This is a genomic window from Pseudomonas citronellolis, assembly GCF_900112375.1.
In the GTDB taxonomy this organism is placed as follows: domain Bacteria; phylum Pseudomonadota; class Gammaproteobacteria; order Pseudomonadales; family Pseudomonadaceae; genus Pseudomonas; species Pseudomonas citronellolis.
The window spans coordinates 165,070-185,825 of the sequence record NZ_FOLS01000004.1 but is presented as its reverse complement, the minus strand read 5'-3'; the positions used below and the strand labels follow the sequence as shown (position 1 = coordinate 185,825).

General features: G+C 68.1%; 16 protein-coding genes. 9 read left to right on the top strand and 7 right to left on the bottom strand.

Annotation, left to right across the window (positions count from 1 at the left end; genetic code table 11):
• Positions 1-16: 16 nt before the first annotated feature.
• Positions 17-817, bottom strand: coding sequence for a phosphatase PAP2 family protein (locus tag BM060_RS05895; RefSeq protein WP_074978145.1), 801 nt, complete (start codon positions 815-817; stop codon positions 17-19).
• A 108-nt stretch (positions 818-925) separates the two neighbouring features.
• Between BM060_RS05895 and hslO the strand changes: the two genes are divergently transcribed.
• The 5 genes from hslO to BM060_RS05870 all read left to right on the top strand — a co-directional run bounded on the left by hslO (position 926) and on the right by BM060_RS05870 (position 8,238).
• Positions 926-1,819, top strand: a complete 894-nt coding sequence (gene hslO / locus BM060_RS05890) for an Hsp33 family molecular chaperone HslO (protein ID WP_009614970.1) — start codon at positions 926-928, stop codon at positions 1,817-1,819.
• 168 nt (positions 1,820-1,987) lie between these two features.
• Positions 1,988-3,529, top strand: coding sequence for a phosphoenolpyruvate carboxykinase (locus BM060_RS05885; protein ID WP_074978142.1), 1,542 nt, complete (start codon positions 1,988-1,990; stop codon positions 3,527-3,529).
• Between the two features lie 458 nt (positions 3,530-3,987).
• Positions 3,988-5,922 (top strand): RecQ family ATP-dependent DNA helicase, encoded by a 1,935-nt coding sequence (locus tag BM060_RS05880; RefSeq protein ID WP_074978139.1) that lies wholly within the window; start codon positions 3,988-3,990, stop codon positions 5,920-5,922.
• Positions 5,923-6,046: 124 nt separating this feature from the next.
• On the top strand, positions 6,047-7,540 hold the full coding sequence (locus BM060_RS05875; protein WP_074978136.1) for a flavin-containing monooxygenase: 1,494 nt from the start codon (positions 6,047-6,049) through the stop codon (positions 7,538-7,540).
• Positions 7,541-7,635: 95 nt separating this feature from the next.
• Entirely contained in the window at positions 7,636-8,238 is a 603-nt protein-coding gene (locus BM060_RS05870) for a nitroreductase family protein (RefSeq protein WP_074978133.1), read from the top strand.
• Between the two features lie 351 nt (positions 8,239-8,589).
• On the opposite strand, the gene BM060_RS05865 is transcribed toward BM060_RS05870, so the two are convergent.
• Positions 8,590-9,492, bottom strand: a complete 903-nt coding sequence (locus tag BM060_RS05865) for a LysR family transcriptional regulator (RefSeq protein WP_074978294.1) — start codon at positions 9,490-9,492, stop codon at positions 8,590-8,592.
• Between the two features lie 109 nt (positions 9,493-9,601).
• Here BM060_RS05865 and BM060_RS05860 point away from each other — a divergent pair, with 109 nt between their 5' ends.
• From BM060_RS05860 to BM060_RS05850, 3 genes are all read left to right on the top strand, one after another.
• A complete protein-coding gene (locus BM060_RS05860) occupies positions 9,602-10,843 on the top strand; it encodes a 3-hydroxyacyl-CoA dehydrogenase (protein ID WP_074978131.1) in 1,242 nt (413 codons plus the stop codon).
• Positions 10,840-12,630, top strand: coding sequence for an acyl-CoA dehydrogenase C-terminal domain-containing protein (locus BM060_RS05855; protein WP_074978129.1), 1,791 nt, complete (start codon positions 10,840-10,842; stop codon positions 12,628-12,630). The genes BM060_RS05860 and BM060_RS05855 overlap by 4 nt, the downstream gene beginning before the upstream one ends.
• A 92-nt stretch (positions 12,631-12,722) precedes the next feature.
• A complete protein-coding gene (locus BM060_RS05850; protein ID WP_074978127.1) occupies positions 12,723-13,673 on the top strand; it encodes an adenosine deaminase in 951 nt (316 codons plus the stop codon).
• A gap of 139 nt (positions 13,674-13,812) precedes the next feature.
• Here BM060_RS05850 and BM060_RS05845 read toward each other — a convergent pair whose 3' ends face one another.
• Positions 13,813-14,703, bottom strand: a complete 891-nt coding sequence (locus tag BM060_RS05845) for a LysR substrate-binding domain-containing protein (protein WP_074978124.1) — start codon at positions 14,701-14,703, stop codon at positions 13,813-13,815.
• 107 nt (positions 14,704-14,810) lie between these two features.
• On the opposite strand from BM060_RS05845, the gene BM060_RS05840 reads away from it, so the two are divergent.
• Positions 14,811-15,740, top strand: a complete 930-nt coding sequence (locus BM060_RS05840; RefSeq protein WP_074978121.1) for an AEC family transporter — start codon at positions 14,811-14,813, stop codon at positions 15,738-15,740.
• Positions 15,741-15,968: 228 nt separating this feature from the next.
• On the opposite strand, the gene BM060_RS05835 is transcribed toward BM060_RS05840, so the two are convergent.
• The 4 genes from BM060_RS05835 to BM060_RS05820 form a co-directional block, all read right to left on the bottom strand.
• A complete protein-coding gene (locus BM060_RS05835) occupies positions 15,969-17,501 on the bottom strand; it encodes an APC family permease (protein ID WP_074978118.1) in 1,533 nt (510 codons plus the stop codon).
• Between the two features lie 109 nt (positions 17,502-17,610).
• Positions 17,611-18,627, bottom strand: a complete 1,017-nt coding sequence (locus tag BM060_RS05830) for a heme-dependent oxidative N-demethylase family protein (RefSeq protein ID WP_074978116.1) — start codon at positions 18,625-18,627, stop codon at positions 17,611-17,613.
• Between the two features lie 14 nt (positions 18,628-18,641).
• Positions 18,642-19,610 (bottom strand): PDR/VanB family oxidoreductase, encoded by a 969-nt coding sequence (locus BM060_RS05825; protein WP_074978113.1) that lies wholly within the window; start codon positions 19,608-19,610, stop codon positions 18,642-18,644.
• Complete coding sequence (locus tag BM060_RS05820) at positions 19,607-20,203, bottom strand: dimethylamine monooxygenase subunit DmmA family protein (RefSeq protein WP_074978111.1); 597 nt, start codon at positions 20,201-20,203, stop codon at positions 19,607-19,609. The genes BM060_RS05825 and BM060_RS05820 overlap by 4 nt, the downstream gene beginning before the upstream one ends.
• Positions 20,204-20,756: the final 553 nt, after the last annotated feature.

The following is a 20,756-nucleotide window of genomic DNA, read 5'->3' as shown; positions in this document are numbered from 1 at the left end:
GGTTCCGGAGTGCGCCTCAGGCGGCGATCACGCTCAGGCGGTTGAGCAGCGGCACCTTCGCCAGCAGGGCGAACAGCGGCTCGGTCAGGCGCACCAGGCCGGCGCTGGCCCAGGCGGCGAACGGGGTGAAGCAGCTCCAGGCCAGGGCCAGCAGGGCCATCTGCACGCCGCCTATATAGTCGTCCTGGCCCCAGTGGGCGCCGGCCACCAGGCGCGGCAGCATGAACAGCAGGGCCAGGGCCCAGACCACCAGCCACTGCACGGCATTGCGGGCGAACAGGCTGAGGAACAGCGCCCACACCAGCAGCACCGAGGCGTGGTCGCCGGGAAAGCTGCGCGCCGACTCGTCCTTCACCTCGAAGAGGGTGTCCTGCCAGCCGCGGAAGAAGTCTTCCAGGCGCACGGCGTCCGGGGCGATGGCCGAGATGCTGGCGTGCTGCCAGCCCAGGTGGTGGGCGATCTTGGCATAGAGGGTGCGGACGATCATCAGCACCACCATGGTCACCACCATGCCGAAGGTCGCGGCGCGCACCTGGCCGGCCTTGAAGATCCAGTCGCCGCGGATCAGCAGCAGGAGCAGGATGACGCCGACCAGGAGGTCGAACGGCCGGGTGCTGGCCACCGCCCAGACGTTGCGCCAGGCCTCGTTGGTCGCCAGCGGCGCGTTGAGGGCGTGGAACAGGCTGAAGTCGAAGAAGTCGATGGCGGCGCGGGTCGGCGTCCACAGCCAGAGCAGCAGCAGGACCAGGGCCAGCGCATGGCAGGCGATGAACGGGCGCCACGACCAGGTGGCTTGGAACGGCGAAGCTTTCTCCATAGAATCGATTCCCCCTTACTGAACCGGGCGGCTGTCGCAAAGCGCGCTTTATAGGCCTTTGCCATCAGCTTGTCATGTATTTGTGCCTTAGCCAGCGTTGTGCCCAGCATGTCCCAGATCGATCAAAGTCAGCGTTTCCTCTTCGACAACACCGACGTTCGCGGTGAAATGGTCGCGCTCGAACGCAGTTTCGCCGAAGTGCTGGCCAAGCACCCCTACCCGCAGCCGGTGGCCCAGCTGCTGGGCGAGATGCTCGCCGCCGCGGCGCTGCTGTGCGGCACCCTGAAGTTCGACGGCCTGCTGGTGTTGCAGGCGCGCTCCAGCGGTGCCGTGCCGCTGCTCATGGTGGAATGCTCCAGCGACCGTGAAGTGCGCGGCCTGGCCCGCTACGACGCCGAGGCCATCCGCGACAGCGCCGGCCTGCTCGACCTGATGCCCGACGGCGTGCTGACCATGACCGTGGACCCGAAGAACGGCCAGCGCTACCAGGGCATAGTGCCGCTGGAAGGCGCCTGCCTGGCGGACTGCCTGTCGTCCTACTTCGCCACCTCCGAGCAGCTGCCCACGCGCTTCTGGCTGGGCGCCGACGGCCGCCACGCCCGCGGCCTGCTGCTGCAGCAACTGCCCGCCGACCGCCTGAAGGACGCCGAGGATCGCGAGGCCAGCTGGCAGCACCTGACCACCCTGGCCGACACCCTCAACGTCGAGGAACTGCTGGGCCTGGACAACGAGACCCTGCTGCACCGCCTGTACCACGAGGAAGCGGTGCGCCTGTTCGAACCGCAGCCGCTGGTGTTCCGCTGCAGCTGCTCGCGCGAGCGCTCGGCCAACGCCCTGGTCAGCCTCGGCAAGGAAGACGCCGAGCGCCTGCTGGGCGAGCTGGGCGGCGAGATCACCGTCGACTGCCAGTTCTGCAACCAGCGCTACGCCTTCGACGGCAGCGACATCGCCCAGCTGTTCGCCGGCGGCGGCAGCGCGGCACCGTCACAAACCCGCCATTGATCGGCGCTATCGGGGCGATAGCCGAACCATTGACGCCCTCGCCGGATCAGAGGCTGCACGAGAACCGTTCTTTTCTGGCATAATCCCGCGACTTTTTTCCGCTGTAGTGGAAATTAGAAGTCACTACGCAATGTTTGGAGGACTCGGCTCCGGCCGATGGGGACCCACATGACGCAAGCCAACAAAGCCGTGTACACCGATATCAGCGTTGCCCAACTGGTCGAGGAAGCCATTCGCCGCGGCGAAGGTCGCCTGGCCGACAACGGCTCGCTGGTGGTGGAAACCGGCCACCGCACCGGCCGCTCGCCTGCCGACCGCTTCATCGTCGAAGAGCCCGGCAGCAAGGACTCCATCGCCTGGGGCGCGATCAACCGCCCGTTCCCGGCCGACAAGTTCGACGCCCTCTGGGAGCGCGTCCAGGCCTTCAACGGCGCCCAGGACCACTTCGTTTCCCACGTGCATGTAGGTTCGGCCGCCGATCACTACCTGCCGGTCAAGATGACCACCGCCACCGCCTGGCAGAACCTGTTCGGCCGTCAGCTGTTCATCAACCCGGAAACCTACAACCCGGCCGGCCGCGACGAGTGGCAGGTGCTGAACGTGGCCAACTTCGAGTGCGTGCCCGAGCGTGACGGCACCAACTCCGACGGCTGCGTCATCCTCAACTTCGCCCAGAAGAAAGTGCTGATCGCCGGCATGCGCTACGCCGGTGAAATGAAGAAGGCCATGTTCTCCGTGCAGAACTACCTGCTGCCGGAAAAGGACGTGCTGCCGATGCACTGCGCCGCCAACATCGGCGAAGCGGGCGACGTGACCCTGTTCTTCGGCCTGTCCGGCACCGGCAAGACCACCCTGTCGGCCGACGAGAGCCGTTACCTGATCGGTGACGACGAGCACGGCTGGGGCGAAGGCGTGGTCTTCAACATCGAAGGCGGCTGCTACGCCAAGTGCATCGACCTGTCCGAGAAGAACGAGCCGGTCATCTGGAAGGCCATCAAGTTCGGCGCCGTGCTGGAGAACGTGGTTCTCGATGACGAGCGCACCCCGGACTACGCCGACGACCGCCTGACCCAGAACTCCCGCGCGGCCTACCCGCTGGAGCACGTCGAGAAGCGTTCGGAAGCCAACCTGGGCGGCGAGCCCAACGCGGTGATCTTCCTGACCTGCGACCTGACCGGCGTACTGCCGCCGGTGTCGATCCTGAACAACGAGCAGGCGGCCTACCACTTCCTCTCCGGCTACACCGCGCTGGTCGGTTCCACCGAGATGGGTTCGGGCGGCGGCATCAAGTCGACCTTCTCCACCTGCTTCGGCGCGCCCTTCTTCCCGCGCCCGGCCGGCGTCTACGCCGAGCTGCTGATCAAGCGCATCAAGGCCTTCGGCTCCAAGGTCTACCTGGTCAACACCGGCTGGACCGGCGGTGGCTACGGCGTCGGCAAGCGCTTCAACATCCCGACCACCCGTGGCGTGATCGCCGCCATTCAGAGCGGCGCTCTGGTCGGCGCCGAGACCGAGCACCTGGACATCATCAACCTGGACGTGCCCAAGGCCGTCCCGGGCGTCGAGACCAACCTGCTCAACCCGCGCAACACCTGGGCTGACCAGGCCGCCTACGACGAAGCCGCCAAGGGCCTGGCCGGCAAGTTCATCGAGAACTTCAAGAAGTTCGAAGTGAGCGAAGCCATCAAGAACGCCGGCCCGCAGCTGTAAGCGCGCCCGTTCGCCGAAAGAGCCGCCTCCGGGCGGCTTTTTCATTGGCCGACCCCTGTAGGAGCTTGTCCGCGATAGCCGGGCGTATTGGCGCGCTTCGCGGATAAGATCCGCTCCTACGCCGCCCCACCCACGCCATTCCCCTGTAGGAGCGCGCCCTGCGCGCGAATCGCGGGCAGGGCCCGCTCCTACAGGTTGCCGGGGAGCACGGTATTCCTCCCTCGTAGGATGGGTTGAGCGAAGCGATACCCATCGCCACGACCGCATGGGTTTCGCAAGCTCAACCCATCCTACGAAAAGCACCTCGGCGCAGCCGGTAAGACAGTACTCCTACGGGGCTACCTTAGGAGCGTACTTTCCTCTGAACCGGAATCGGGTCGTTCGCGAGCAAGCTCGCTCCTACAATGGCTACCCCTAGCATGGCGTTTCCACCCATGACCGGTAAGGGAGATACCCGCATGCACGACACCCTCGAACGCGTCTTCGGTTTCCGCCAGTTCCGCCCTGGCCAGGAGGCGGCGGTCAGCGCCGTGCTGGGCGGGCGCTCGGCGGCGGCGATCTTCCCCACCGGCTCGGGCAAGTCGCTGTGCTACCAGTTGCCGGCGCTGCTGCTGCCGCACCTGACCCTGGTGGTGTCGCCGCTGATCGCGCTGATGCAGGACCAACTGGCCTTCCTCGCCCGCCACGGCATCGCCGCCGCCAGCATCGACTCGGCGCAGAGCCGCGAACAGGTGGCGCAGACCATGGCCCGCGCCCGCAGCGGCGAGCTGAAGGTGCTGATGATTTCCGTGGAGCGCCTGAAGAACGAACGCTTCCGCAACTTCATCGGCGAAGTGCCGATCTCGCTGCTGGTGGTCGACGAGGCCCACTGCATCTCCGAGTGGGGCCACAACTTCCGCCCCGACTACCTGAAGCTGCCGGCCTACCAGAAGCAGTTCCGCATCCCCCAGGTGCTGCTGCTGACCGCCACCGCGACGCCGGCGGTGATCGCCGACATGCGCGCCAAGTTCGCCATCGCCGAGGCCGACGTGGTCACCACCGGCTTCTACCGCGCCAACCTCGACCTGCAGGTGGAGCCGGTGGCCAGCGCCGCCAAGCGTGCGCGCCTGGTGGAATGGCTGGGCGCGCGGGCCGGGCAGCCGAGCATCGTCTACGTGACCCAGCAGAAGACCGCCGAGGACATCGCCGCGCACCTTTCCGAGCGCGGCATCCCGGCGCGCGCCTACCACGCCGGGATGGACCACGCCGAGCGCGAGGCCATCCAGCAGCGCTTCATGGCCGGCGCGCTGAACTGCATTGTCGCGACCATCGCCTTCGGCATGGGCATCGACAAGAGCGACATCCGCAACGTGGTGCACTTCGACCTGCCCAAGTCGGTGGAGAACTACAGCCAGGAGATCGGCCGCGCCGGGCGCGACGGCCAGCCCTCGGACTGCCTGGTGCTGGCCAACCGCGACAGCCTCAGCGTGCTGGAGAACTTCGTCTACGGCGACACCCCCGAGCGCGAGGGCATCCGCAGCGTGCTGGCGGAAATCGCCGCGGCGCCCAACGGCCAGTGGGAGCTGATGCTGACCGCGCTGTCGGACCAGTCGAACATCCGCCAACTGCCGCTCAAGACGCTGCTGGTGCAGCTGGAGCTGCGCGGCATCATCGCCCCGCGCTTCGCCTACTTCGCCGAATACCGCTTCAAGAACCTCGTCGAGCCCGCGGCGCTGCTGGGCCACTTCGAGGGCGAGCGGCGGCAGTTCGTCGAAGCCATCCTCGACACCTCGGCGCGGGCGCGCACCTGGTCGACCCTCGATTTCGACGCCCTCTACCAGCGCCACGGCGCCGAGCGCGCGCGGGTGGTGAAGGCCCTGGACTACTTCCAGGAGCGCGGCTGGATCGAGCTGGAAAGCAAGCAGATGACCGAGGTCTACGCGGTGCGCGAGGCGGGGTTCGACATGGATGCGCTCAGCGACGAGCTGTACGCCTACTTCAAGCGCCACGAGGCCAGTGAGATCGCGCGCATCGGCGCCATGCTGGAACTGTTCGCCAGCGACCAGTGCCTGAGCCGGCGCCTGGCCCGCTATTTCGGCGACGAGCGGGCGCCGGAGCACTGCGGGCACTGCTCGGTCTGCGCCGGCCGCGTCGCCCACCTGCCGGAGCCGCCGGCCCTGCCGCCACTGGACGGGCAGACGCTGCAAAGCCGTTGCGCCGCCTTCCTCGACAAGTACCAGGGCGCCCGCGGCATGCCGCCCAGCGCCGACTGCGTGACGCGCTTCCTCTGCGGCATCAGCGTGCCGGCCTTCACCCGCCTGCGGGCGCGCACGCTGCCGGGCTACGCGGCGCTGGAGGACTACCCCTACGCCCAGGTGCGCGCCTGGGTGGCGGCGCAGCTGGCGCAAGGGTAACGCCGCGGCGGCTCCACCCATCCTAGGGTGGGGCGCCGGCCGGCGGCGGCCCTTGTAGGGTACGGGGGAGGAATTTCCTCCTAGACTCAGCAAGGCGTTGCCCGCCACCGGCCGAGGAGCCCCCATGTCTGTCGAGCACCTGGATGTCCTGATCGTCGGCGCCGGCCTGTCCGGTATCGGCGCCGCCTACCACCTGATGAAGCACTGCCCGGGCAAGACCTTCGCCCTGCTCGAGGGCCGCGAGGCCATGGGCGGCACCTGGGACCTGTTCCGCTACCCGGGCATCCGTTCCGACTCGGACATGTACACCCTGGGCTACAACTTCAAGCCCTGGACCGACGCCAAGGCCATCGCCGACGGCCCCTCGATCCGCCACTACATCGAGGAGACCGCGCAGGAAAACGGCATCGACCGCAAGATCCGCTACCGCCACCGCGTGCTCAAGGCCGACTGGAACAGCGACAGTGCGCGCTGGCAGCTGACCGTGCAGCGCGGCGACGAGCCGGAACCGGTGCGCATGAGCGCGCAGTTCCTGCTGATGTGCACCGGCTACTACCGCTACGAGGCCGGCTACACCCCGGAATTCAAGGGCAGCGACAGTTTCCGCGGGCAGATCATCCACCCGCAGCTGTGGCCGGAAGGCTTCGACTACGCGGACAAGAGCGTGGTGGTCATCGGCAGCGGCGCCACCGCCGTGACCCTGGTGCCCTCGCTGACCGACAAGGCGCGCCACGTCACCATGCTGCAGCGCTCGCCGTCCTATGTGATCAGCCTGCCGCAGAAGGACCCGATATCGAACTTCCTGCGCCGCTTCCTCCCCGAGACCTGGGTGTACCGCCAGGCGCGGGCGCGCAACGTGACCATGCAGATGGTCTTCTTCCTGTTCGCCAAGACCTTCCCCAACCTGGCGCGCAAGGCCCTGCTGGGGCTGGCCAGGCACCAACTGGGCAAGGACTTCGACATGCGCCACTTCAGCCCGCGCTACAAGCCGTGGGACGAGCGCGTGTGCTGCGTGCCCGACGGCGACCTGTTCAAGGCGCTGCGCAAGGGCAAGGCCTCGGTGGTCACCGAGCACATCGACGGCTTCTGCGACAAGGGCATCCGCCTGAAGTCCGGGCAGGTGCTGGAGGCCGACGTCATCGTCACCGCCACCGGCCTGGACCTGGTGATGTTCGGCGGCGCGGAACTGGCGGTGGATGGCCAGCCGTTCCAGGTCAACCAGAGCATGGGCTACCGCGGCATCATGCTGCGCGATTTGCCCAACCTGGCCGCGGTGGTCGGCTACACCAACGCCAGCTGGACGCTCAAGGCGGACCTTTCCAGCGAGTACTTCTGCCGCCTGATCAACCACATGGACGCCATCGGCATGCGCCAGTGCACGCCGCGCGCCGGCGCCGGGCAGGTGAAGGAGGAACCCTTCCTCAACCTCAACTCCGGCTACATCCAGCGCGCCGCCGACAAGATGCCCAAGCAGGGCGACCGCACGCCCTGGAAGCTCTACCAGAACTACGCCCTGGACCTGGCGCTGCTGCGCCACGGCAAGGTGGAGGACGGCTACCTGACCTTCACCTCGCCACGCGCCCAGCAGGACGACGAGGCCTCGTTGCAGGCGGTGTAGCGATTCGATGATTCCTATCGGGAAAACCGCCTGAAGCCTGCGCCCGGGCGGTTTACCATGGCGGACATTTTTCGCCGTCAACGAAAGGAGTCCCCATGCATATCGACGAAGCCATCCGCAGCCGCCGCGCGGTCAAGGGCTACGACCTGGCCTTCAGCCTCAGCCGCGAGGAGAAGGACGAGCTGCTGCAGTTGGCCATGCTCGCGCCCTCGGCCTTCAACCTGCAGCACGTGCGCCTGGTCGAGGTCAGCGACGCGCAGCTGCGCGCGCACATCCGCGAAGTGGCCTGGGGCCAGGCCCAAGTGACCGACGCCTCGATGCTGGTGGTGGTCTGCGCCCAGCTCGACAGCTGGGAGCAGAACGCCCGCCGCGTGTGGGAAGGCGCGCCCCAGGAGGTGCAGGAGTACATGGCCGGCGCCATCGACGCCTACTACCGCGGCAAGCCCCAGGTGCAGCGCGACGAGACCATGCGCAGCTGCGGCCTGATGGCCCAGACGCTGATGCTCGCCGCCCGCGGCAAGGGCCTGGATTCGTGCCCCATGGACGGCTTCGATTTCGACGCCGTGGCCAAATTGATCAACCTGCCGGAGAACCACGTGATCGGCCTGATGGTCGCCGTCGGCAAGCAGGCCGTGGCGCCCAAGCCGCGGGTGGGCAAGCTGGCGCTGGACGAGGTGGTGATTCGCGATCGGTTCTGAGGTTTGCCGATGGCCAATGAACGCGCCCTTGGGCTGTACGTGCCACCGGGGCGTCCGGTGTGGCCGGTGATCCAATCGCGGACAAAGTCCGCTCCTACGCCCGAGCTCCCCTGTAACCGTAGGAGCGGACTCCGTCCGCGATTCGGCGGATAACGCCATAGGCGTTATGCGCTCTACGATGAAACTTCCGAGGGCTGGGGAGAGGGTTGCGGACTCCCCCCATGCACTGCTGCCAGACCTGCCCCCTGAGCCACACCCGTAGGATGGGTTGAGCGAAGCGATACCCATCACCGTGACCGCATGGGTTTCGCAAGCTCAACCCATCCTACGAAAAGCATCTCGGCGCAGGCCCTACGCCCTCGGCGCGGCCTCCAGCATCCGCCCTACCAGCCACTGCAAGGCCAGGTCGCGCTCGCGCTGGGCCAGGTACACCAGCTCCAGGTGGAACTGCCCGACGTCGAAGGGCAGCTCCAGCACCTGCAGCGGCAGCAGCCTGGCGAAGTATTCGGCCAGGCGCGTCGGCAGCACCGTCAGCAGGTCGGTGCCGGCCACCAGTTGCGCGGCCTGCAGGTAGTTGGGGGTGACGTAGGCGATCTGCCGCTTCAGGCCCTGGCTGGCCAGCCACTGGTCGACCATGCCCTTGGTCTGCCCGCCGGACACCCACAGGTGGCGCTCGTTCAGGAAGCCGTCGAGGTCCAGCGGGCCGTTCACCCGCGGATGCCCGCGGCGCGCCAGCAGGCGCAGCGTCTCGCTGGCCCAGAGGCGGCGGCCGAAGCGCGCCGGGATGTCCTCGAAGCGGCCCAGCACCAGGTCCAGGTGGCCCTTGTCCAGCGCCTCCACCGGCAGGCTCGGGGCCAGGTGGCGCACGTCCAGGGCCACGCCCGGCGCCTCCGTGCCCAGGCGCTGCAGCAGCGCCGGCATGCACAGCAGCTCGGCGTAGTCGGTCAGCGCCAGGGTGAAGCGCTGGCGGCTGCGCGCCGGTTCGAAGCGCTCGGTGCCGCTGAGGCTGTGGAGGATGCGCTGCAGCGACTCGCGGATCGGCGCCTCCAGCTCCAGCGCCCGCGGCGTGGGCTGCATGCTGCGGCCGATGCGCACCAGCAGCGGGTCGTCGAGCAGCTCGCGCAGGCGGCCCAGGGCGTTGCTCACCGCCGGCTGGCTCAGGGCCAGGCGCTCGGCGGCGCGGGAGACGCTGCGCTCGCGCAACAGGGCGTCGAAGACACGCAGCAGGTTCAGGTCGAAGGTATTTATATTCATCATCTAAATACTGCGCATCACAAGACTAAATTTCAAAAATAATCCGATCTTCCCTAAGGTGACTGTCACTTTTTTGCTCGAACGCCCGTTTGATAACAAGAGGAAGACCATGAGCCAGATCCCCCCGATTCGCAGCGCCGCGGTGATAGGCGCCGGCACCATGGGCCGCGGCATCGTCATGTGCCTGGCCAACGCCGGCGTGCAGGTGCAGTGGCTGGACAACAATCCGCAGATGCTGCTGCAGGCCCAGGGCGCGGTGGCCGACACCTACGCCCACAACGTGCGCCAGGGGCGGATCGACGAGATGGAGGCGGCGGCCCGGCGGGCGCGCATCTCGCCTGTGGACAACTACGCCGCGATCCGCGAGGCGGACCTGGTGATCGAGGCGGTCTACGAGAACCTGGAACTCAAGCAGGCGATCTTCCGCGAGCTGGACGCGGCGCTGAAGCCCGCGGCGATCCTCGCCAGCAATACTTCCTACCTCGACGTCGACGCCATCGCCGCCGTGACCCAGCGCCCGTCGCAGGTGCTCGGCCTGCACTTCTTCAGCCCGGCGCACATCATGAAGCTGCTGGAGATCGTGCGCGGCGCGAAAACCGCGCCCGCCGTGCTGGAAGCCGCCCTGGAGCTGGGCCGGCGCATGGGCAAGGTCAGCGTGGTGGCCGGCAACTGCCACGGCTTCATCGGCAACCGCATGCTGGAGAAGTACGTGCAGGAGTCGCGCCGGCTGATCCTCGAAGGCTCGCTGCCCTACCAGGTGGACGCCGCGCTGCAGGGCTTCGGCTTCGCCATGGGCCCGTTCCGCATGTTCGACGTGGTCGGCATCGACCTCGAATGGCGCGCCCGCGAGCTGGCCGGCAAGGGCCAGGACGCGCCCACCGTGCAGGTGGACAACCGCCTGTGCGAGATGGGCCGCTTCGGCCAGAAGAGCGGCAACGGCTTCTACCACTACGAACCCGGCAGCCGCCAGGCCGAGCACGACCCCGAGGTCGACGCCCTGGTGCTGCGCGAGTCCGAGCGCCTGGGCTACGCGCGCCGCGACATCGGCCCGGAGGAAATCCTCGAACGCTGCCTGCTGGCGCTGGTCAACGAAGGCGCGAAGATCCTCGACGAAGGCATCGCCAGCCGCAGCGCCGACATCGACACCGTCTACCTCAACGGCTACGGCTTCCCCGCCGACAAGGGCGGGCCCATGGCCTGGGCCGACGCCCAGGGCCTGCCGAGCATCCTCGCGCGCCTGCGCGACCTCGCCGGGCGGCACGGCGCGCACTGGCAGCCGGCCGCGCTGATCGAGCGCCTGGCCGCCAGCGGTGGGCGCTTCGCCGACGTCCACAAGGAGCACCACGCATGAGCTACCAGGCCCCCCTGCGCGACATGCGCTTCGTCCTCCACGAACTCTTCGATGCGACCGCTCACTGCGCGCTGCTGGGCAATGGCCTGGACCGCGAACTGATCGACGGCGTGCTGGAAGAGGGCGCGCGCTACACCGGCGAGGTGGTGGCGCCGCTGAACCGCAACAGCGACGAGCAGGGCGCGACCCTCCACGACGGCGCGGTGACCACCCCCGACGGCTTCCGCGAGGCCTACAAACAGTACTGCGACAATGGCTGGGCGAGCATGACCGGCCCGGTCGAGTTCGGCGGCCAGGGCTTCCCGCAGCTGGTGGCGGCGAACTTCCACGAGATGCTGATGGCCGCCTCGCTGTCGTTCCGCGTCTATTCCGGGCTCACCGAGGGCGCCGTGCTGGCGCTGTACAAGCACGGCAGCGCCGAGCTGCAGCGCGACTACCTGGCGAAGATGGTCAGCGGCGTGTGGACCGGCACCATGTGCCTCACCGAGCCCCAGGCCGGCACCGACCTGGCGCTGCTGCGCACCCGCGCCGAGCCCCGGGCCGACGGCAGCTACGCGGTCAGCGGCAGCAAGATTTTCATCAGCGGCGGCGAGCAGGACCTGTCGGAGAACATCGTCCACCTGGTGCTGGCGCGCCTGCCGGACGCCCCGGCCGGGGTGAAGGGCATCAGCCTGTTCCTCGTGCCCAAGTTCATCGCCAACCCGGACGGCACGCCCGGCGCGCGCAACGCGCTGAGCTGCGGCGCCATCGAGCACAAGATGGGCATCAAGGGCGCCTCCACCTGCGTGATGAACTTCGACGGCGCCAGCGGCTGGCTGCTGGGCGAGGCCAACCAGGGCCTGGCCTGCATGTTCACCATGATGAACGACGCGCGCTTCCAGGTCGGCCTGCAGGGCCTGGGCATCGCCGAGCGCAGCTTCCAGGGCGCCTTGAGCTACGCCCGCGAGCGCCTGCAATCGCGCGCCCTGACCGGTCCCGCGCAGCCGCAGAAAGCCGCCGACCCGATCATCGTGCACCCCGACGTGCGGCGCATGCTGCTGACGCAGAAGACCCTCACCGAGGGCAGCCGCATGCTCGCCGCGCTCTGCGCCCGCGAGCTGGACCTGGAGCACGGCCACCCCGAGGCCGAGGGCCGCAAGGCCGCGGCGAAGCGCGCAGCGCTGCTGATCCCGCTGGTGAAGTCCTTCTTCACCGACATGGGCCAGGAAGTGGCCAGCCTTGGCGTGCAGGTCTACGGCGGCCACGGCTACATCCGTGAATGGGGCATGGAGCAGCTGATGCGCGACAGCCGCATCACGCAGATCTACGAAGGCACCAACGGCATCCAGGCGCTGGACCTGATCCGCCGCAAGCTGCTGGGCGACGGCGGCGCCGAGATGGCCGCGCTGCAGGCCGACCTGGCGGAAACCTGCGCCGCGCTGGCCGCCCACGCCGAGCTGGAACCCATGGCCGCGGTGGTGCGCGAGCGCATCCAGGAATGGCGCGGGCTGACCGCCGACGTGCTGGCCGCCACCCGCCGCGACCCGCAGGAGATCGGCGCCATGTCGGTGGACTACCTGCAATACAGCGCCTACGTGCTGCTCGCCGGGCTCTGGCTGCGCGCCGCCGGTACCGCCCAGGCGGCGCTGGACGCGGGCAGCGGCGACGGCGACTTCTACCGCGCCAAGCTGGCCAGCGCCGACTTCTACCTGCGGCGCATCCTGCCGCGCGCCAGCATGCACCGCGAGGCCCTGCTGGGCGGCGCCGGCTGCCTGATGGCGTTGGACGAGGCGCACTTCGCCTTCTGATGGCCGGGCGGCCGCCCCGGCTCGCCGGGGTGGCCGCCATGCCGGGCCGGGTTAAACTTGCATCGATTCAGCCCGATGACGAGAAACCACCCATGTACGAATGGCTCAACGCCCTGCCCAAGGCCGAACTGCACCTGCACCTGGAAGGGACCCTGGAGCCCGAACTGCTGTTCGCCCTGGCCGAACGCAACCGGGTGAAGCTGCCCTGGGCCGACGTCGAGACCCTGCGCAAGGCCTACGCCTTCAACAACCTGCAGGAATTCCTCGACCTCTACTACGCCGGTGCCGACGTGCTGCGCAGCGAGCAGGACTTCTACGACCTGACCTGGGCCTACCTGCTCAAGTGCAAGGCGCAGAACGTCATCCACGTCGAACCCTTCTTCGACCCGCAGACCCACACCGACCGCGGCATCCCCTTCGAGGTGGTGCTGCGCGGCATCCAGGGCGCGCTCAAGGACGGCGAGCAGCAACTGGGCATCAGCCACGGCCTGATCCTCAGCTTCCTGCGTCACCTGTCCGAGGAAGAAGCCTTCAAGACCCTGGAACAGGCCATGCCCTTCCGTGACGCCTTCGTCGCCGTCGGCCTGGACAGCTCCGAAGTGGGCCACCCGCCGAGCAAGTTCCAGCGCGTGTTCGACCGCGCCCGCGCCGAGGGCCTGCTGACCGTGGCCCACGCCGGCGAGGAAGGTCCGCCGGAATACATCTGGGAAGCCCTGGACCTGCTCAAGGTCGAACGCATCGACCACGGCGTGCGCGCCATCGAGGACGAGCGGCTGATGCAGCGCATCATCGACGAGCAGATCCCGCTGACCGTCTGCCCGCTGTCCAACACCAAGCTGTGCGTGTTCGAGCACATGGGCCAGCACAACATCCTGGCGATGCTGGAGCGCGGGGTGAAGGTGACGGTGAACTCGGATGATCCGGCTTACTTCGGGGGGTATGTGAGCGAGAACTTCCAGGCGTTGTACGAGCACCTGGGGATGACGAAGGAGCAGGCGCAGCGGTTGGCGCAGAACAGCCTGGATGCGCGGTTGGTGAAATGAGCGGGCGGCGGATAACGCCCTGGGCGTTATCCGCCCTACGCTCTTCGTAGGAGCGGATTTATCCGCGATTGGTGCGGTGGATCGGCCATCGCGGACGGAGTCCGCTCCTACGTCCGTGCTTTCCTGGAACCGTTCGCGGTTATCCGTCGTCGGGTGTTGGCACCCCCGCGCAGCGCAGGAAGGCCGCCAGGCACGGGTTGTCGTTGTGCGGGCTCCAGGCCACGCCGTAGTCCACCAGCGGCGAGCCTTCCAGGCTGCGGAAGGCGGCGCCGGGCAGCTGCATCTTGCGCATCGAGTCCGGCACCAGGGCCACGCCCAGGCCCTCGGCCACCAGGTTGACGATGGTCTGCTGCAGGTGCGGCTCCAGCTGGATGCGTGGTTCGAATCCACTGTCCCGGCAGCATTGCATCACCGCTTCGTGCAGCGCCGGCGCGGTGCTGTGGGGGAAGCTGATGAACGATTCTTCCGCCAGGCTCCCCGCTCCCACCTGGGCGTTCGCAGCTAGCGGGTGCGCGCTGGGCAGCACCGCGCACAGCGGCTCGCGCAATAGCGTGCGGTACTGCAGCTGGCCGTTCCCGTGGGCCGGGAAGGTCAGGGCGACGTCGGCCTCGCCGGCTTCCAGCGCCGGGCCGAGGTCGCGCGGCAGTACTTCGTTGAGCACCACCTTCACCTGTGGATAAGCGTCGCTGTAGCGCTTGAGCAGGGTCGGCAGCAGCGTCCAGGCGGCGACCATGGTGAAGCTCAGGCGCAGTTCGCCGCGTTCGCCGCGGGCGCTGGCCTGGGCCGAGCGCACCGCCAGGTCGAGGCCGGCGAGCAGGCTCTTGCAGTGCTGCTGGAACTCGCGGCCGGCGGCGGTCAGCTCCACCGAGCGCGAGTGGCGGGCGAACAGCGGGGTGCCCAGCTCGGCTTCCAGCGCGGCTATCTGCCGGCTCAGCGGCGGCTGGGTCAGGTGCAGGGCCTCGGCGGCGCGGCCGAAGTGCAGGTGTTCGGCGAGGGCGAGGAAGTAGCGCAGCTGGCGCAGTTCGATCATCGATGCGTTTCCGGAATCGATCAGGCTTGTAACAAGCATTGGACGGTATCAATGCGGCAATCCTATGCTCGCCTGCCCTTCTATAACAACGCCTTGCCGAGCTTGCCATGCACACCGTGATCGCCGTCGTCCTGCCCATCTTCGCGCTGATCCTGGCCGGCTGGCTGGCGCGCAGGACCAACCGCCTGGGCGAGGGCGCGGCGTCGGAGATCAACAAGCTGGTGGTCTGGCTGTGCCTGCCGGCGCTGCTGTTCAAGGTCACCGCTACTTCCACCTGGGCGGAAATCTGGCAGCCGGGCTTCCTCGCCGCCTTCACCGCCGGCTGCCTGCTGGTGTTCGTCGCCACCCTGGCCTGGCGTATGGGGCAGGGCCGCGAGCTGCCGGCGGCGAGCATCGACGGGCTCAGCGCCTCCTATGCCAACACCGGCTACATGGGCATCCCGCTGTGCCTGCTGGTGTTCGGCCAGGACGGCCTGGAGCCGGCGCTGATCGCCTCGCTGCTGGTGGTCTGCGTGCTGTTCGCGGTCGCCGTGGTGTGCATTGAGGTCGGCCTGCAGAGCGAGAAGCACGTCGGCCGCGCGGTGCTGGTGGTGAGCCGCGCGCTGCTGAAGAACCCGCTGGTGGTCTCGCCGATCATCGGTGGCCTGTGGGCGGCCAGTGGCCTGGGGCTGGCCGAGCCGGTGGTGCATTTCCTCGACCTGCTGGCGGCGGCCACCACGCCTTGCGCGCTGATCTCCCTCGGCCTGTTCCTGGCGCAGAAGCAGGAGGGCCCGCAGGTCGGCGCCTGGCCGCTGGTGCTGGTCAAGCTGGTGGGGCAGCCGCTGCTGACCGGCGTGCTGGCCTACAAGGTGTTCGCCCTGCCGCCGTTGTGGGCGGATTCGGCGCTGCTGCTCAGTGCGCTGCCGACCGGCACCGGGCCGTACATGCTCGCCGAGTACTACAAGCGCGAGGCTCCGGTGGTGTCGCGCAGCATCTTGCTGTCGACCTTGGGGTCGTTGGTGACCTTGTCGCTGTGTCTGTTGTGGATTGCGCGTTGAGCGGAGCGGTTTTTTGGGTTTCCGCGTTCGCGGGAATGACGGGATCGAGGGTCGTGTTTCCAGGTGTCATTCCCGCGAACGCGGGAACCCAGTAAAAAAACCGGGCCTGCCAAGCGCGGGGCTGGCAGGCCCGTTCGCAAACCGCTTGGCGCCGGCGCGGGGAGGGGACCCCGCGTGGCGCCGGACGCGCCCCTCAGGCGTATGGCCCGAATTGCGTCAGGGTTGCGATCAAGCCGGTTCGGCAAGCGCGCCAGTCGCGCGCACGGATCGTTGGCGGCCGGAAATCCGGTGGGCGTCGCCGGCCGGCGCGGTGCCCTTGTCGTAGGGCCTGGCCAGCAGCATGTAGAGCACGCCCGCGCCCAGCACCACGGCGGTGGTGAGGATCATCGAGTAGTTGATGTACCAGGGCGCGTCGGGGCTGCGCGGCCAGACCATGTTGGCGATGGCGCCGGCGCCGTAGACCAGCGCGGCGACGTTCACCAGGGTGCCCCAGGGGCCCAGGCTGAACTGGCCGCCGGGCACCCAGCCCTTGGCACGGGCGATCAGCGCGGCGACCACGATCAGTTGGAAGGCGACGTAGATGCCGATGGCGGCGAAGCCGACGATGGTGGCGGTGGCGTCGGCCATGAACAGGCCCAGGCAGACGATCGCCGCCGGCACCACGCCGCTGACGATCAGCGCGGCGGACGGCACGTGGTTGGCCGACAGGCGCTGCAGCGCGCGGCTGCCGACGATCATCTCGTCACGGGCGTAGGCGAACAGCAGGCGGCTGGCGGCGGCCTGCAGGCTGAGCACGCAGGACACGAAGGACACCAGCACCACCGCCATCACCAGGCGCGAACCCACCGGGCCGAAGGCGTTGGCCAGGATGGTGGCGACCGGGTCGGTGTCTTCCCCGGCGAGCACCTTGTGCATGTCCGGCACCGAGAGGATCAGCGCGAGGCAAGCGAACATCGCGGCGGCGCCGCCGATGTAGATGGTCATGCGCATGGCCTTGGGGATGCGCTTGCCGGGGTTGGGGGTTTCCTCGGCGACGTCGCCGCAGGCCTCGAAGCCGTAGTACTGGAACAGCCCGGCCAGGGAGGCGGCGAGGAACGCCGGCAGGTAGGAACCCTGCGCCGCGCCGAGGCCGAAGGTGTCGAACAGCACGCTGAACGGCTGGTGGCGCTCGAAGATCAGCAGGTAGCCGCCGACCAGGATGGCGCCGACCAGCTCGCAGAGGAAGCCGAACATGGCCACCCGCGCCAGCAGCTTGGTGCCCACCAGGTTGAGGCCGGTGGAGACCAGGATCAGCACCAGGGCGATGTAGATGCTGACGTTCGCGTCCGGCGCGAAGCCCAGCAGCGCCGCCAGGTAGGGCCCGGCGCCGACCGAGACGCCGGCGATGGTGGCGCACAGCGCCCAGGCGTACACCCAGCCGACCATCCACGCCCAGCGCTTGCCGACCAGGCGCCGCGCCCAGGGGTAGACGCCGCCGGAGATCGGGAACTGCGAGACCACCTCGCCGAACACCAGGCACACCAGCAGCTGGCCGAGGCCGATCAGCAGGTACGACCAGAACATCGGCGGGCCGCCGGCGGCCAGGCACAGGCCGAACAGGGTGTAGACGCCGACGACCGGCGACAGGTAGGTGAAGCCCAGGGAGAAGTTCTCCCACAGGCTCATGCTGCGCTCGAAGTTCGAGCTGTAGCCGAGCGCGGCGAGCTGCTCGGCATCGGAATCGGTTACGCCAGCGGCACGCTTGGCAGGGGACCCACTCATCGTTGTTTCCTCTCAGGGGGTAATGGGCAGTGGCGGATTGTCCGCGGCGGAGCTTGCGCATCCGCCGCTGCCCTCTACGGGCTCATTGTCGTTATGGAAAGCGCGGCGCTTATTTGCCGTCGTCGTACTGCGAGAGCCACTCCACCGCCGCGTCGCGGTAGCGGGTGAAGCCCTTGTAGTCCACCAGTTCCTGGTTGAGGGACTTGAGCACGCGGTGCATGCGCCTGGCCCAGACGGGGTTGCTGGCGATGTCCTGCAGGCTCAGCAGGTAGGTGCGGATCGGGAACACGATGGCGTTGCTGCGCGGCAGGCGGTGCAGCGGCTGCAACTCGATGCGCAGGTAGACTTTCTCGCCGGCGTTCTCGGCGGTCACCGTGGTGCGGTCCGGGGCCCAGTCCGGCAGGCTCTCGGCGGATACGTCCAGGCGCGGGTTGACCGTCAGCGACCAGTTCAGGCGGCGCACCGGGTGGCCGTTGCGCAGGCGCAGGAGGAACTTCAGCGCGCGGTCGAGCATGCCGGTTTCCTTCACCAGCGGCACCGGGCCGTGGTACTCGTGCCAGGCCATGCCCAGGTTGAAGCGCAGCGAGTAGTCGGCGCGCTGGGTGGCGATGCCGGCGCCCCAGTACAGGGTGCCGTCGCGCTCCTCCTGCAGCACCCAGTCGCCCTGGGCCTGGCGGGTGATGTATTCCATCGGCTCATAGGGCAGGGTCGCCGGGTCGCCGAAGGTGAAGGTGTCGTCGATGCCCAGCAGCTTGTTGGTCCAGTGCCAGCGGGTGCCGTCGCGCTCCAGGGCGAAGTACTCCGGGTAGTCCTTGGCGTAGGACTCCATGATCAGCTCCAGCAGGTCCCACTGCGCCTCCATCATGTGCGGCGCCGAGACGTAGTGCATGCCCGGGTCCTTCTCCAGGGTGATGGCGCGGTCGCGGCATTCGCTGATGTAGTGCTCGTCGATGTCGAACACCGCGCGGAAGGCGCCGTCACCCACGGAAACGTGGGGCTCCAGGTTCATCGAGTACATGTACTCGTCGTCCGGGAAGGGGAAGGGCGCGCGGGCGATGCACGCGGGGCTGTTGGCGTAGGTGTAGTCGTCGCGGTAGGTTTCGTCGGGGCGGAATTGGATGGTCATGGTCGTTCTCCGGCTCAGCAGTCGATGACCAGCCGCGAGCACTTGGCGCGCGACACGCAGGGCATGATTTTCTTGTTGGCGGCCTTGTCCTCGTCGGACAGCCAGTCGTCGGTGTGGAGGATCTCGCCGTCCAGCTCCAGGACGTTGGTCTCGCACATGCCGCAGGCGCCGCCGCGGCACAGGTAGGGAATCTCGTGGCCGGCGGCCTCGGCGGCCTCCAGCAGGCTCTGGTCGGGCGACACCTCGATGGTCGCGCCGCTGCGCGCCAGGGTGACCTTGAACGGCTCGCCGGAACTGCCCTGTTCGAGGAAGCGCTCGTAGTGGATGTGGCTGTCGGTCCAGCCGTGGGCGTGGGCCACGTCTATGGTGGCCTGGATCATGCCCTCGGGGCCGCAGACGTACACGTCGCTGCCCAGCGGGCGGTCGGCCAGCACGGCGGAAATGTTCAGGCGCTCGCCACGGTCGTCGCGGTACAGGCGCACGGCGTCGCCGTATTCGCGCGCCAGCTCCTCGCCGAGGCGCGCGTGTTCCGCGCCGCGCACCGCCAGGTGCACTTCGAACGGGGTGCCGCGCAGGCGCAGCTCGGCCAGCTGCGAGCACACCGGGGTGATGCCCACGCCGCCGGCGATGAACAGGTGCAGGCGCGCATGCTTGCTCAGCGGGAACAGGTTCACCGGGCGGAGGATTTCCAGCTCGTCGCCTTCCTGCACCGCATCGTGCATGCGCCTGGAGCCGCCACGGCCATCTTCCACGCGGCGCACGGCGATCTGGTAGGCGCTGGCGTCGTAGGGCGAACTCATCAGCGAGTAGGCGTTGCGGTAGGTGCCGCCGTCGTGGGGGATCAGCACCACCACGTTGCTGCCGCCGGAGAAGGGCGTCAGCTGGCCGCCGTCGCGCGGGACCAGGGTGAAGCGCTTGATCTCCGGGGTCACCTGCTCGATGCGGGCGACGCGGACATTGAGGGTTCCAGTGGACTGGCTCATGTGTCGAGCTCCTCGGCTGCCGGCAGCTCGCCGGGGACTTCGGCGTCGGCCTTGACCGCCTGGAAGGCGGCGAGGCGGCGGGAGTAGTGGTCGCGGACCACCAGGGTGCGGGCGCAGTGCGGGCAGGTGAACACGCGCTGGGTGACGTTCTCGGTGTAGCCGTCGCAGTGCACGCACCAGACGCGGCGCACGAAGGAGCCGCAGTGCTCGCGCAGCACCTCGTCCCGGTTCAGGTTGATCGCGTCGGCCGCCTGCATGGCGGTGCCGATGAAGCTTTCCGAGCCGGCCAGGTACAGGCGGGTGCCCATGCGCGACTGGCCGAGCAGGGCGTGCAGCTCGTCGACCAGCGCGCGGTTGCTCGGGTAGACGCTCAGCTCGATGTCGGCGAGGTCGCGCAGCGCGGCCAGGTGGTCCTGCCCGGAGAAGGATTCGGTGGAATAGAGCACGCGGATGGGCGCGCTACGCGGCATTTCGGCCAGTAGCCGGAGCATGGCGCTGCCGCCGCTGCCCTGGCCTGCGACTATGTGGTTGCTGCCGGCGAGCGGGCGCAGGTCGTCGTAGACCGGCCTGCTCTTGATACCTGTGATGAGCATTGTTGTTGTGCCTCCAGAACTGCCGGCAACCTCGGTCGGGGATGCCTGGCGCGATTCGAGGACCCGTGCACGATCACGGGTCGATGGAGGTGGAGCACAGGGTGTGCCAAGAAATTAAGTTGTTGAAAATGAAGAGATTGTTGTTTTTTAGGGGAGGGAATGTAAGCAGAAATGACAAGGGGGGATAGGCAGAAATGCAGCGTTGGTGGGGGTGGTTATCCTGTGGGGGTGGTGTGTTGGTTGGGGGCCGCCCCTCTCCCCAGCCCTCTCCCTGAAGGGAGAGGGGGCTAGTCCGTGCCGAGATGAACATGGCTTTAGCCGGAAACCATCAGAGCTGCCGGCTAACTCCGTAATACCCGTTTCTGCCCAACGGTCCCCTCTCCCTTCAGGGAGAGGGTTAGGGAGAGGGAACGGAGGTCAGCGCAATGCCAATGCACCCGGCAAACGCCATTCGCATTCAGGGCCCCGACGTTGCAGGTGAGCACGGCTTCTCGTAGGAGCGAGCTTGCTCGCGAACCGCATGGCACCGCGTTTGTTCGCGAGCAAGCTCGCT

Bases quoted from the DNA above. Each gene is read 5' to 3' on its own strand.
- BM060_RS05895 (WP_074978145.1), bottom strand. From the start codon at position 817: ATGGAGAAAGCTTCGCCGTTCCAAGCCACCTGGTCGTGGCGCCCGTTC.
- BM060_RS05870 (WP_074978133.1), top strand. From the start codon at position 7,636: ATGCATATCGACGAAGCCATCCGCAGCCGCCGCGCGGTCAAGGGCTAC.
- BM060_RS05880 (WP_074978139.1), top strand. From the start codon at position 3,988: ATGCACGACACCCTCGAACGCGTCTTCGGTTTCCGCCAGTTCCGCCCT.
- BM060_RS05855 (WP_074978129.1), top strand. From the start codon at position 10,840: ATGAGCTACCAGGCCCCCCTGCGCGACATGCGCTTCGTCCTCCACGAA.
- BM060_RS05865 (WP_074978294.1), bottom strand. From the start codon at position 9,492: ATGAATATAAATACCTTCGACCTGAACCTGCTGCGTGTCTTCGACGCC.
- BM060_RS05850 (WP_074978127.1), top strand. From the start codon at position 12,723: ATGTACGAATGGCTCAACGCCCTGCCCAAGGCCGAACTGCACCTGCAC.
- BM060_RS05825 (WP_074978113.1), bottom strand. From the start codon at position 19,610: ATGAGCCAGTCCACTGGAACCCTCAATGTCCGCGTCGCCCGCATCGAG.
- hslO (WP_009614970.1), top strand. From the start codon at position 926: ATGTCCCAGATCGATCAAAGTCAGCGTTTCCTCTTCGACAACACCGAC.
- BM060_RS05820 (WP_074978111.1), bottom strand. From the start codon at position 20,203: ATGCTCATCACAGGTATCAAGAGCAGGCCGGTCTACGACGACCTGCGC.
- BM060_RS05840 (WP_074978121.1), top strand. From the start codon at position 14,811: ATGCACACCGTGATCGCCGTCGTCCTGCCCATCTTCGCGCTGATCCTG.
- BM060_RS05875 (WP_074978136.1), top strand. From the start codon at position 6,047: ATGTCTGTCGAGCACCTGGATGTCCTGATCGTCGGCGCCGGCCTGTCC.
- BM060_RS05885 (WP_074978142.1), top strand. From the start codon at position 1,988: ATGACGCAAGCCAACAAAGCCGTGTACACCGATATCAGCGTTGCCCAA.
- BM060_RS05860 (WP_074978131.1), top strand. From the start codon at position 9,602: ATGAGCCAGATCCCCCCGATTCGCAGCGCCGCGGTGATAGGCGCCGGC.
- BM060_RS05845 (WP_074978124.1), bottom strand. From the start codon at position 14,703: ATGATCGAACTGCGCCAGCTGCGCTACTTCCTCGCCCTCGCCGAACAC.
- BM060_RS05830 (WP_074978116.1), bottom strand. From the start codon at position 18,627: ATGACCATCCAATTCCGCCCCGACGAAACCTACCGCGACGACTACACC.
- BM060_RS05835 (WP_074978118.1), bottom strand. From the start codon at position 17,501: ATGAGTGGGTCCCCTGCCAAGCGTGCCGCTGGCGTAACCGATTCCGAT.